Raw genomic sequence first — 12183 nt, forward strand, 5'->3', positions numbered from 1 at the left:
AAATGAGTATCTTTTGAAAAAGTTCAACATTATGCGTTAGCGATTAGAAATCGCCTATCTTCTCGGGTAATGGCGTCGGCCGTGGCCGTCAGGGCGAGAATGGGAATGCCGGGGAAGTTTTCGCGGAGCTTAAAAAGCTGGGTGTATTCGGGGCGGAAATCGTGGCCCCACTGAGAAATGCAATGGGCTTCGTCGATTGCGAACAGCGAAACGCGACCGCGGGGGAGCAGGTTCTCTACTTCAAAAACCAGACGTTCGGGGGAGATGTACAGCAGTTTAAGTTCACCGCGGCAAAAGGCGCTGCGGATCTCGGAAGCTTCTTCAGTTGAAAGGCCGCTGTTCAGTGCCGCTGCGGGGATGCCGTTTTCGCGGAGACTGTCCACTTGATCCTTCATGAGGGCGATCAGAGGCGAAACCACCACGGCGCAACCATCGAAAACCAGGGCCGGAATCTGGTAGCAGATTGACTTGCCTCCACCGGTTGGCATTAGGGCCAAGGTGTCCTTGCGTTCAAGAACCTGTCTGATGACTTCGACCTGCTTGGGTCTAAAGCTGTCGTAACCGAAATATTCCTTAAGCTTCTGCTGTGCTGTATTAAAAAGAAGACTTGCCTGCTGATCACTCATGCAGGTAAATATAATATTTGGTGTACAAATGTGCAAGAGTCTTATTCGTCACGCCAGAAGGTGAAGGCCTTGCCTTCGATCTTCTTGCTGCGGTAAGTGCAGTTATCGATTCTACGGTAGTATTCCTCGAAGTCGATTCCTTCTTCGCCGTTTAGGAATGTTGCGCCCAGGCTAACAGAAATATTTAGGTTGTTCACCTTTTCGAAAGTAATCCTGCTGATAGATTCAAAGAATCTGCTGATAATCTGGATTCCCTGTTCCTCGTTAGAAACTCCGCTCACGAAGAAAATATATTCATCTCCGCCGAGACGCAATAGAATGTCTTCTTCGCGGAAAGTTTCCTTCATGGCATTGGCGACAGCGATAATAACTTCGTCGCCCATTTGGTGACCGTAGTTGTCGTTGATGTGCTTGAATTTATCTACATCGAATAGGGCCAACATACCGATTCGGTTTTCGTTGATGGCTGTCTTTATCTTGTCAATACCGGCCTGGCGGTTCAGCAGTCCGGTCATGGCGTCGGTTTCGGCTTTGGCAATCAACGTTGTTTCGATCTTTTTCTGTTCGCTGATATTTTCGACGGCGTAAATAACCTGGCTTGGCTTAACTTCGGTGTTTACGGGACCAATGGCGATAAAGCGGGCTCGGCACCAACCAAAATTCTTGCCCATGAATTCCTGGGTGATGGTGCGCTTGCCTCTGAGCCTGTCGGGTAGTGTTTTGGTGTTTACGAAATCCAGAATGCGGTCCAGGTATTCGGGAGCTGTGGTTGCCGTCATGGCCAGCGTTATTTGTCTGCTGAAATTTTCGTTGAAACTGTCTACGCTAGAATCAATAAAGTTGTTTGTTCTAATTGAGAAGAACGTGTCCGAGTCCAGGTTGATTTGGTGCATGGAAACGTAAATGTCCGAAATGGATCTGAGGTTGTGGGTAAGCTGATCCTTGGTGCTGAACTGGGATACGCGATTTTCAAAAAGCATTCGTTGGCATTTGTCGCGGACGTTGAATATGCCGACAATCATGCCGATGCCGCTATAGACGATGCAGTTGACGATTTCTGTTCCAACAATTTCGGCCGGCTTGACGGAACCGCAATAATAGAGGAAGATGAAATCGGCGATAATAGTGATAATTACGATGTGGATTGGTCGCATGACAAACAGCAGCGGCGAAACCACGTACATGGCCAATAGGGAGGTGGAGGGTTCGTCGCAGGATATCACAAGCGATGAAAACAGGCCGAAGCATAGGAGCATGGGGTAGAAGATGTGACACAAGATTCCGACAACGGTGTGATTTTTCTTTCCGACAGCAAATGCTATGGCGAGACTTACAATGGAGAACATGGCGAACCCTGCGTAGATGGGGGCCTTTTCCAACATGGCGGGGAGTCGGGTTGCAAAGGCGGCTATGCAGGTGAACGAAAAAAAGAAAGTCGATATGGCTGAATATACCAGCAGCGCTCTATGGTTATGATTGGTTTCCTTGTCTCGGATAGTATACAGATCCGAGTTGGTGAGGCTGGCTCTTATCAAATAATCAATGATATACTTAATCATAATTGCTCAAAATGTAAGACCATTTAATTTTAGTAAAAAGATAAATATCCACGTTTTCTATCTTTGATGTTGATGAAAAAAATGAACGTTTTAATCCTTGCCGCGGGTCTTGGAACCCGTTTGCGCCCGTTGACCAGCGATGTGCCGAAACCCTTGGTTCCGGTAGTTGATGCTTCTATATTGGAGCAGCAGGCGGTTAAAGCTAACGGTATTGGAAACGTAAGACTTCACGCCAATGCTCACTATCTGGCCGAACAGGTGGTTGCCGAGGGTAAACGCCTTGGTTTTGAAAAAGTGTGGGTGGAGCCCGAGATTCTTGGAACTGCAGGCCCCTTAAAGCGAATCTATAACGAAGGATACCGTGGGGGCTTGCTGATCATGAACGGCGATGCCTACTGCAGTTTTGACCTGAAGGCCTTTGTGGAAAATGCCAAGCGCACTTTTGCCTCCGCTCAGGACGGCTCTGCCCCTGGTGTGGCCCTGCTGGCTGTGGATTTCCCCAAGGTGAATACCTTCCGTGTGAATAAGGATGGACGTCTGGTGGGAATCGCTGGCCGTTTTGGTTCCGAAGAGGGTGCCGCCGCAACGTTCTCCGGAGTATCCTATTACAGCGACGAGGCTTTGGCCCGAATTGCTGACGGTGAATTTGACATCCGTGAATTCTGGAAGCAGGAAATTGCTGCAGGACGTCCACCTTTTGTGGACATGAGTCAGATGAATGCTACCTGGATTGACATGGGTTCTCCTGAAGGTCTGATGGCCGCTTGCCGTGCCCGCCTTGATGAACTTGGAGTGGATAGCTGGACTGACGAACGCGTTGCTGTGACCCGCGATTCTATCGTGTTTGCAGGAGCCACAGTGGGTGAGGGCGAAACTGTAGAAAATGAAATCCGCGGTAAGGGATTTAGCTGGAAGATTTAGATTTGTGTTGGAATGGTTGAATTGGCTGCGCGTCATTCTGAGCGTAGCGAAGAATCCATAGAAGAATTTGAATGATGAAGGATTGAAATGAGAAAGTTTAGAGTAGTGCTTGTTGAACCGGAACATCCTCACAACGTTGGCTTCGTAGCCCGCGCCATGCATTGCTACGCCCTGGATGAACTGTACATCGTTTACCCCAAGCGTAACAAGGTGATTGAAAATTCCTACCACACGGCAGCCAACAGCCATGACATTCTGGACAAGGCAACCATCGTTCATACCTTCCGCGAAGCTATTGGGGATTGCTCCTGTGCAGTCGCTTTCAGCCGTCGCATTTTCGGTAGTGCTATTAAGCATTGCATGGTTCCCGATCTGTCGGGCATGCTTCCTGATGATGGAACCATCGCTCTGGTGTTCGGTCGTGAATCCTGCGGCCTGGCTCTTGAAGAAGTGAACGCTTGCACCTACCAGTGCGAAATTCCCGTACCGGGCTTGATGAGCTTGAACTTGGGTCAGGCTGTTTCTATTTCTTTGTATGAACTGTGCCGTTCTGGTGCCTTGGCAAACGGTGAAGGCCGCGCCAAGCGTGGTTCCAAGGGAGCCTGCGAAACTCAGCCCGCAACCATCGACCAGATTAACGGATTCAAGAAGTTCCTGGACCGCTATCTCACCGGTCAGTATCATGATCAGGCCTGGAGAGATAACTTCCTGAACACTCTGCTCCAGAGACTACACCCCACCCGCAACGAACTTTCGGCCCTGTTCGGTTTGCTCCGTAATGTAGCCGGTAAGCCCGCTCGCCTGGAACAGGCCGAAGACCGCGCTGCAAAGGCCGCTGCCGCAAAGGCCGCCGCCGAAGCTGAAGAAACTAAGGCTGCTGCCGAAGAAGGAAAGGCCGGGTAATAACGCCGAACATTAAGAAATTTGAAAAATAGGTTACTAAACGGAGGTTTTGAGCCCTTTTAGTAACCTTGGTTTTAAATAAAGTAATGCTTTTGGGGCGAAATTTCTGTTCTAGAGGTTACTAAATTGCTGTAAATTCTGTTCTAGAGGTTACTAAATTGCTGTAAATAATGCGTTTAGTAACCTTGTCAAGAAAAAGAATTTGAAAAAAGCACAATCTTTTTGAAAATAAAGTAATAAATGGGTTACTAAATGGGTTGTTGACTTGGAAATAGTAACCCCATAACGCAAAAAGGCATCATTATGGCAATGAAAATCACCATCCAATATCTTGATGATTCCATTCCTCGTCTGGAATATGTGGGCGGTAAGTCCGACTGGATCGACTTGAGCGCCGCGGAAACCGTTACCCTGAAGAAGGGGGAGTTTCGCCTGATTCATTTGGGGGTGGCTATGAAATTGCCCGAGGGGTATGAAGCCCATCTGGCCCCCCGCAGCTCCACCTTCAAGAACTTCAAGATTCTGCAGACCAATTCTGTTGGCGTGGTGGACTCCAGCTATTGCGGCGCAAACGACTGGTGGAAAATGCCGGTCTATGCCACCGAAGACGTGACCATTGAGAAGGGCTCCCGCATTGCCCAGTTCCGCATTATGGAAATCCAGCCTACTCTGGAATTTGAGGAAGGCGAACTCTCCGACAAGGACCGCGGCGGCTTCGGCAGCACTGGCGTGAAATAAATTCGCTGCGTTGTCGTGAATTTGCTTTGGTACGGGGCAAACTTGGTTGAGGAAATAATGAAAACACTACTGATTCTTATGACGTTTGTAGTGGCGTTATCTTTTTGGGGGTGTGCGAGTCATGCGCCATCTGCAGCTCAGTTTATGAACGTAAAGGATGGTGGCAATGTTGTCGTTGGAGGGACGTTTCAAGTTGGAGACGTTTATAGTGGACATTATGTAAACGAGGATGATTATAGAGCTGATGAAGGAAAGGGTTTCCTAGATTTATCCCTTTATTTTACTGCGAAAAATTTTGTATTCGGACTCTCTTCAGAAAACGTGACGATTCAGAGTTTTGTTGGCTATCGTTGGAAAAATTTTGGATTGCTAGGCTGGTTTGATTTTAATCTTCCGGAAGAGATTGAAACTCCGATTTCTGGGGGCATGATGCTGGTTGAAGAAATCCATGTGACAGATAAGTTTAGAGTTGGTTTCAGCGAACACCTCTCAAGGAATGGCTATGCTGTAGATTTAAATGGGGGGGGCTTGGGTTCTCCTGCAACAGGTTATTATGCTGAGGTTGGCGCAGGAACTTATTTAGCTTATGGTGATTTTTCACTTGAAGTAAAGTATGGGCGTGACTTTACGGGTGCTATGAATCGATTTTACCTCATGACGCACTATAAAGTTTTGAATTAAAATTTTTCGTAAAACGATGTGATAGGTCTGCAAAATCATTTGCAGGCTTTTTTCTTTTTACAAATGTTTAACGAAAATTTTGGTGCAAGTTCCCTGAAAAATTCGTGTATAAAGGAGGTTCTAAACAAAATATAGGTGTATTGACAAAAGCAATACGTAAAGGTATATTATACATGAATATAAAATTCAGTGAACATGCAAAACAACGAATGCATGAACGAGGCATAACCGAAGAACAGATAATTCATTTCTTTGTGACGAATGAAGGCCTGCTAGGATTGAAATTGAGTGACAAAGATGAATCGAATCTTTTGGCGGATGCCTTGATTGACGGAAAGAAGTATCGCCTAGTTTATAATGCAGTAGAGGATATTCTTGTAACGGTATTCCCGTTGAAGTAGAGGTTTTATGAAGAAAAGTAAATCGAAAAAAAGTGCTTTGGATTTTGAGAAGGAATACGAAACTTTTGGGGATAATGCGGGAACGAAACTGGACTGCGGTTCTGTTGCAGAAGCTTGTGCCGAAATCAAGAAACGCATGATTTCCATGCGGGTGGAAACGGTCGTCATTGAAAAATTGAAGGTGAAGGCCAATAGGGTAGGGATCCCATATCAGACCCTGGCGGCAAGTGTCCTGAAACGCTACGCGGAAGGTAATTTGGATATCGAACCCGCTTGATGACTGCAGGTGTGGCGGGATCTCGGTGAAAACTGGAAATAACCCCAAAAATGACTAAAATACTACTTTACGAAAAATGTAAAACAAAAAGTGTAAAAACGTCTATTTTTACATAAAACGTAAAGAAAATGGTCGAAAATGGTGTTTTCTATCCAAAAATTGACAAAAAACTTGTGGTTTTGTTTTTCACTCTTTGTTATTTTTCAAGCGCAAAAATTAAAATAAACGATAAAAAAGCCTCTCTATAAGGACTTATTATGGCAAAAATCGCTATTCTCGGTTATGGTAACTTGGGCCGCGGCATCGAATGCGCTGTCAAGAAGACCAAGGACATGGAACTTGTTGCTGTGTTCACTCGTCGTGATCCGGCTACTGTCAAGATTCAGACCCCGAACATTCCCGTTCTCAACGTTTCTGAAATCGAAAAGTGGGCCGACAAGATCGACATGCTGGTGATCTGCGGCGGTAGCGCTACCGACCTTCCCAAGATGACTCCGGAAATGGCTGCAAAGTTCAACGTGATCGATACTTTCGACACCCATGCAAACATCCCCACTCACTTCGCCAACGTTGACGCCGCTGCTAAGGCTGCTGGCAAGATCGCTATGATCTCCGTGGGTTGGGATCCGGGTATGTTCTCCCTGAACCGCGTCTATGCAAACGCAATCCTCCCGGATGGCAAGGACTATACCTTCTGGGGCAAGGGCGTTTCTCAGGGTCACTCCGACGCTGTCCGCCGCATCAAGGGCGTGAAGAACGCCAAGCAGTACACCTGCCCGGTTCCCGAAGCTCTGGACGCTGTCCGCAGCGGTTCCATGCCGGAACTGACCACCCGTCAGAAGCACACTCGTCTCTGCTACGTGGTTCTTGAAGAAGGTGCTGATGCAGCATACGTCGAAAACGAAATCAAGACCATGAAGAACTACTTCGATGAATACGACACTACTGTAAACTTCATCAGCGAAGAAGAATTCAATGCAAACCACAGCGGTCTCGCTCACGGTGGTTTCGTGATCCGTACTGGCAAGACCGGCATGAACAACGAACACACTCACGTGATCGAATACAGCCTGAAGCTGGACTCCAATCCGGAATTCACCACTGCTGCTGTTATCGCATTTGCCCGCGCTGCTCTCCGCATGAAGGCTGAAGGCAAGACCGGTTGCTTCACTGTTCTCGATGTTCCTCCTGCATACTTGAGCGAACAGAGCGGCGAAGAACTCCGCGCTCATTTACTGTAGTTCGAAAAACGCATTTTTTACGCTCGGCACCTCCTTTAATGACCGCGCGGGTCTAGCGACCCCAATAGGTCATGCTGACGGAGGTCGGCATCTGATTTTGCGAAAAAGACCTGGGTTTTAGCCCGGGTCTTTTTGCTTATGCATTTGCATATGGTGTTCGCTTTTATTTTTCCGGGAAGACTCTTAGGTAGGGGTCTTCCATGGCGGTAACCGGGATGGTGATTGCCTGGTCGTTTTCGTCTACGATAATGGCAACGCCGGTAAGGTAGTTGATCCAGTAGTCGTAACGGCTTTCTTCATTTTCGTGTTTGTGGAATCGCAGGTCGATGGTATTTCGTTCGCAAACCGAAATGATGAACGGAATCAGGAACTGGTCATGGGAAATGGCGATGGTGATGTCGTGCATCTTGCTGTAGGTGAAGTTGTCCTTGATGAATTCCTGGATGCGGTCGTCTACGTCGTAGAATCCGGCCTGACATTCTCTTGAGACGTCCTCCTCGTAAGCGAAGTAGGAATAGGCGGACCAGCTCCAGCTATGCTGATTCTTGCAGGCGTTAGCCTGGGATTCATCCTTGATGAAATAGCTGTCCAGCAGGTCGGTTCTCTGTTCGTGATCGTCTGCGGAGGTGGCGGTAAAGGGGATGGAACTTTCTGAAAATTCCTGGCCTTTTCCTTCTGCGATTTTCAGCACGGTTTCCATGGTCCGGTAGACCTTGGTATGCATAAAGTAAATGGGGCCAAGGGGTGCCAGTCTTTCGCCCAGTGTAACGGATTGTTCACGGCCGTTATCGTTTAGACGTCCCTCCGTACCCGTGCTGCTCTTATTGCGCTCGGCATGCCTTATGACGTAGGCCACCTTCTCGTTTTCCATGACGCAGTTTACCACATCGGTCAACTGGTGGAATTGGTCCCTTGTGGCGCGGATGTTTTCGCATTCCGTGCTCATCTGTTTGCTTGAACTAGATGGGATTACCACGATAGGTTCGTTAAACTGGTATGAACTAGAGGAACTTTCTGGGGCAGGTTCGTCGAATAGGAAATAGCTGGAAGAGGATGGTTCTTGTTCGGGCTGATAAGGCTCGCTATATTGGGAAGAACTGGATACCTGCGCGCTGGAAGGTAAACTTTGCAGGAAGTCTTTGAAAAAAGGCTTTTGTGACGAGTCTGTCTGGTTGACTTCTAGGGAATCCTCGGTGAGGGAATCGTCTGAGACGATATTCGGATTGTAATACGAAAGTTCGTCGTCACAGGCGGCGAGTAAAAGGCATACGGCAAAAACCGATGCTATATAACAAGCATTTTTTTTCATTCAAGAACCCTTTGCTAACACCGTTCATAAAATTAGTATGAGTTCTTGGAAAAAGTTTTAGTTTTCCTGAAAATTTATAGATAAAATGGGGGGCGTTTAGCCGTTCGGGAATAAAAGTTTCACCTGTTCCGGCAAATCGGGGGTGGGTTTGCCGTTTTTCAGGAAGCAATGTTCCGAAGTTCCTGTGGCGCACAGCTTGCCCTCTACGCTCAGCTTGTAGGTGAACTTGAAGTGGTATTTGCCCTTGCGTTCCAGGGTGGTGTCGATATCCACGGTCTCGCCGAAGTGGGTGGAATTGCGGTACCTGACTGTCAGTTCCAAAACCGGGCAGGCGTACCCTTGTGCTTCAATTTCAACATAGCTGGAACCTAGGGACTTGAAAAATTCCAGTCGGGCCTGTTCAAACCAGATTGGGTAAACGGCGTGGTGTACGATGCCCATCTGATCGGTTTCGGAATAGCGGACTTCTATGTGGCTAGTGTGTTTGTGACTGCAAAGTTCCATAATCTTTTTTACCTGTCAGATTGCCTGCGTTTAAAAGGCCTGGCGTACGTTAAAAGAAATTCCCAGGTGGTCGAAGTCTACCCATGAAAAGTCGGCTCGGGCGAATAATCCTTCGCTTAGGTTCAGCCCCAGCAGTGCGCCTGCGCCCAGGGACTTGTGCCATTTGTTCCGCCAAAGGTCGCTGAAGTAATCGCCTGCCTTACCGCTTTCAAAAAATAGGTGGGCTCCCACGCGGTAGGCGAAGTACTTGCGAATTTCGGACTGGGAAATAATGGCCTGGTTGCCGTTGAAGTAACGGCTTTCTACTCCGCGGAATCGCTTGACCCCGTCGGGGCCGGCCAGCATGTCGAAGGGAACGTCTCCGTTGGTGCGCTGCCAGAGTAATCCCTGGGCGAAGGTGGCTCCCCAGAGTAACATGGTGTAACCGCGCAAATCAATGGATTCAACATCGAAGGTGTAGTCTCCCAGCTTGTCGCTGTAGAATTGCTGCTTCCATTGGGCCAGGAATCCGTGCTTTGTCCAGTTGATGTTGTATCGGGAGTCGTAGCTGATGGTGTAGCCTATGCCGTTGCGCCATCCAGAATGGGTGTCTGGTAATTCTAGACCGCTTTGGTTTTCGTTGAAGTCAATTTGAGAGTCTTCAAAATGGAATACAACGCCGTACTTGATTCCCCTGGGCATGCCGATGGAAGATTCCCAGGTGGATTCTAGATAAAATAGTTCTCGGTCGTAGTTGGTGAATATGTCAATGTCGGGGTTGTTCCCTGCGCCGAAATAGCTGGCGAACCAGTCCTGATAACGTAAGATGGTCCAGACGCTGATTTTGTCGTGGAACAGGTAGAAGATGGGCTCGATGTTGACCTGGATCTGGTCGCGGGTGGTGCGGAACATCGTAAGTCCGATTTCGTGAACCTTGTCGCCCCCTTCATTGGGTCTTAGAAACAGAAGGAACATGGCTCCATACTGTAGTTTCGTTTCTTCGGTGTAGCCCAGTACCGGTACCAATGAAAATCGCTGGAAGTCGTCTTGCACATCCTGGGCGTGGGCCAGGGAGAACATACAGAATATGGCGAAAATCTTTGTGACAAATTTCATTGTGCCCAAATATAGAATGTATGCCAAGATGTTGAAAATTTTTTTCTACATTTGACCTCCGTTGATGCAGACAGAAATGAAATTACCGCAAAATTTGACGGCGGCAAACAGCAAGGAATTGCTGCGCTCGTGTAGAAGGGCGCTCCGACAGGGAGCTCTTCGTCTTGATGGTTCTGAAATGACCTTCATGGACTATAGCGGTGATGCTTTTTTTGCCCTGCTGGCCGAGGTTTCTGCCAAGACTGGAAACCGTCTGGAGCTGCTCCATTTTAACGATGACATTAAGCAGCATCTGTCTGACCTGCGTAAGTTTACCATTCCCGAAAAAGACCGTCGCGAAACTACGAATATTTTCGAGGCCTTGGGTGGAGTGGGTTTTGACTTCATCAAGGAAGTGGTGCAGGTGTTCATCTTGTTGAACATGTGCATTTACTGGACCTTCCTGGGACCTTTCGACAAGGGCAAGCTTCGTTTTGGCGGCGTGGCCAAGCAGATGTTCCGCCTGGGTAGCGAGGCTACCGGAATCTGCTTCTTGATGGTGGCGCTGGTCTGCTTGACCATGGCCTTGCAGAGTTCCGTGATGCTCAATACCATCGGTGCCGGTTCTTATTTGGCCTCAGGTCTTGGATTCCTGATTTTTGCTGAAATTGGTCCGCTGTTGACCACCATCATTCTTGCAGGCCGTTCTGGTTCCTCGATTGCGGCTGAAATTGCCAACATGTCTGTTTGCGAAGAAGTGAAGGCTATCAAGACCATGGCTATTTCACCGGTGCAGTATCTGGTGGTTCCGAGATTTTTGGCCATGAGCGTTTGCACTCCTATCTTGAATTTCTGCGCTTCCATTTTCGGATGTTTCGCCGGCTTCCTGATTGGCTATTTCTGCTGCGACATTACCTTTACCAACTACCTCCAGGGTATCCGCGAAGGGATCGACCCCATGGTGTTTGCGAAGAGCTCCATTAAGGCTCTTGCTTTTGGTTGGCTTGTTACTCTTATTTCCTGTAATAAAGGTTTGAATGCCAAGGGCGGCGCCGAAGCCGTCGGCCTAGCGACAACCTCTAGCGTGGTGACTTCCATTGCCAGCATTGTTATTGCAGATACACTTTTTGCCTTCATTTTCTACTAGGGAGCAGTTATGGACGAAATTCTCAAAGTGGATCATCTGAAGGCGGGGTACGGTGGACGTACTATCCTCCACGACATTACCTTCGGTGTGCGCAAGGGCGAAATCCGTATGATTCTCGGTAGTTCGGGATGCGGTAAGTCTACCTTGTTAAATAACATCCTTAAGCTGTACAAGGCCCAGAGCGGAACCATTACCTATTTCGGTAAGACCTTCGGGGCCCAGGATGGGCTGGATGCCGAAACCCGTATGCGTACCGGCGTGCTGTTCCAGAGTGGCGCTCTGCTTTCGGACTTGACTGTAGCCGAAAACGCCATGCTTCCCCTGAAACGCAGCATGCCCTATATGCCCAAGAGCCAGATGGAAGCCATCGTTGCCGACCGTCTGGAAAAGGTTCATTTGCTGCATGCCTTCCATAGGTATCCCTCGGAACTTTCTGGCGGTATGAAGAAGCGTGCTGCCCTGGCCCGCGCCATTGCACTTAAGCCGGAACTTCTGTTCTGCGATGAACCGTCTACGGGTCTCGATCCGGTAACCGCACACTCTCTCGATGAACTTCTGCTGGAACTGCGGGACACCTTGGGCGTATCCATGGTAATCGTGAGCCACGAACTGGAAAGCATCAAGATCGTATGTGACCGTTTTGTGTATTTGAAGGAAGGCTACGTCCATTTTGACGGCACCTTGCAGCAGGGCCTGGATTCCGAAGATCCAATTCTTAAGACATTCTTTAGCCGTAAGAGTTCAAAGGAACCGAAATCCGATGACACTTACCACTTTAATTTTATTGACTGAGTCGGAGCAT

At 48.3% G+C, this 12183-nt stretch carries 13 protein-coding genes and 1 pseudogene; 9 read left to right on the forward strand and 5 right to left on the reverse strand.

Going from position 1 to position 12183, the window contains the following annotated elements; genetic code table 11:
• Positions 1 to 56: 56 nt before the first annotated feature.
• A pseudogene (locus tag B7992_RS05755) lies at positions 57 to 626 on the reverse strand (RecQ family ATP-dependent DNA helicase); the annotation flags it as partial.
• 41 nt (positions 627 to 667) lie between these two features.
• A complete protein-coding gene (locus tag B7992_RS05760) occupies positions 668 to 2185 on the reverse strand; it encodes a GGDEF domain-containing protein (RefSeq protein ID WP_073236569.1) in 1518 nt (505 codons plus the stop codon).
• 81 nt (positions 2186 to 2266) lie between these two features.
• On the opposite strand from B7992_RS05760, the gene B7992_RS05765 reads away from it, so the two are divergent.
• The 7 genes from B7992_RS05765 to B7992_RS05795 all read left to right on the forward strand — a co-directional run bounded on the left by B7992_RS05765 (position 2267) and on the right by B7992_RS05795 (position 7347).
• Entirely contained in the window at positions 2267 to 3106 is an 840-nt protein-coding gene (locus B7992_RS05765) for a sugar phosphate nucleotidyltransferase (RefSeq protein ID WP_088665815.1), read from the forward strand.
• An 87-nt stretch (positions 3107 to 3193) separates the two neighbouring features.
• Complete coding sequence (locus B7992_RS05770) at positions 3194 to 4009, forward strand: RNA methyltransferase (protein ID WP_073160421.1); 816 nt, start codon at positions 3194 to 3196, stop codon at positions 4007 to 4009.
• A gap of 309 nt (positions 4010 to 4318) precedes the next feature.
• On the forward strand, positions 4319 to 4747 hold the full coding sequence (locus tag B7992_RS05775) for a dUTP diphosphatase (RefSeq protein ID WP_073286975.1): 429 nt from the start codon (positions 4319 to 4321) through the stop codon (positions 4745 to 4747).
• Between the two features lie 57 nt (positions 4748 to 4804).
• Positions 4805 to 5428, forward strand: coding sequence for a hypothetical protein (locus tag B7992_RS05780; protein ID WP_141100381.1), 624 nt, complete (start codon positions 4805 to 4807; stop codon positions 5426 to 5428).
• Between the two features lie 173 nt (positions 5429 to 5601).
• Positions 5602 to 5829 (forward strand): DUF4258 domain-containing protein, encoded by a 228-nt coding sequence (locus B7992_RS05785; protein ID WP_141100382.1) that lies wholly within the window; start codon positions 5602 to 5604, stop codon positions 5827 to 5829.
• Between the two features lie 7 nt (positions 5830 to 5836).
• Positions 5837 to 6106, forward strand: a complete 270-nt coding sequence (locus B7992_RS05790; protein WP_101478955.1) for a hypothetical protein — start codon at positions 5837 to 5839, stop codon at positions 6104 to 6106.
• Positions 6107 to 6360: 254 nt separating this feature from the next.
• A complete protein-coding gene (locus B7992_RS05795) occupies positions 6361 to 7347 on the forward strand; it encodes a diaminopimelate dehydrogenase (RefSeq protein ID WP_175549719.1) in 987 nt (328 codons plus the stop codon).
• A gap of 163 nt (positions 7348 to 7510) precedes the next feature.
• On the opposite strand, the gene B7992_RS05800 is transcribed toward B7992_RS05795, so the two are convergent.
• The 3 genes from B7992_RS05800 to B7992_RS05810 form a co-directional block, all read right to left on the reverse strand.
• Positions 7511 to 8656 carry a histidine phosphatase family protein gene (locus B7992_RS05800; protein WP_141100383.1) on the reverse strand — a complete coding sequence of 382 codons (1146 nt, stop codon included), beginning with the start codon at positions 8654 to 8656 and terminating at the stop codon, positions 7511 to 7513.
• A gap of 96 nt (positions 8657 to 8752) precedes the next feature.
• The gene (locus B7992_RS05805; RefSeq protein WP_073160431.1) at positions 8753 to 9160 is read right to left on the reverse strand and encodes a thioesterase family protein; all 408 of its coding nucleotides are present in this window, start codon (positions 9158 to 9160) and stop codon (positions 8753 to 8755) included.
• Between the two features lie 30 nt (positions 9161 to 9190).
• Positions 9191 to 10255 carry a hypothetical protein gene (locus tag B7992_RS05810; protein WP_073160523.1) on the reverse strand — a complete coding sequence of 355 codons (1065 nt, stop codon included), beginning with the start codon at positions 10253 to 10255 and terminating at the stop codon, positions 9191 to 9193.
• Between the two features lie 76 nt (positions 10256 to 10331).
• Here B7992_RS05810 and B7992_RS05815 point away from each other — a divergent pair, with 76 nt between their 5' ends.
• Positions 10332 to 11381 carry an ABC transporter permease gene (locus B7992_RS05815; RefSeq protein WP_254794942.1) on the forward strand — a complete coding sequence of 350 codons (1050 nt, stop codon included), beginning with the start codon at positions 10332 to 10334 and terminating at the stop codon, positions 11379 to 11381.
• A 9-nt stretch (positions 11382 to 11390) separates the two neighbouring features.
• The gene (locus B7992_RS05820; protein ID WP_073160435.1) at positions 11391 to 12173 is read left to right on the forward strand and encodes an ABC transporter ATP-binding protein; all 783 of its coding nucleotides are present in this window, start codon (positions 11391 to 11393) and stop codon (positions 12171 to 12173) included.
• Positions 12174 to 12183 lie beyond the last annotated feature (10 nt).

It is taken from the genome of Fibrobacter sp. UWH1 (genome assembly GCF_002210365.1).
In the GTDB taxonomy this organism is placed as follows: domain Bacteria; phylum Fibrobacterota; class Fibrobacteria; order Fibrobacterales; family Fibrobacteraceae; genus Fibrobacter.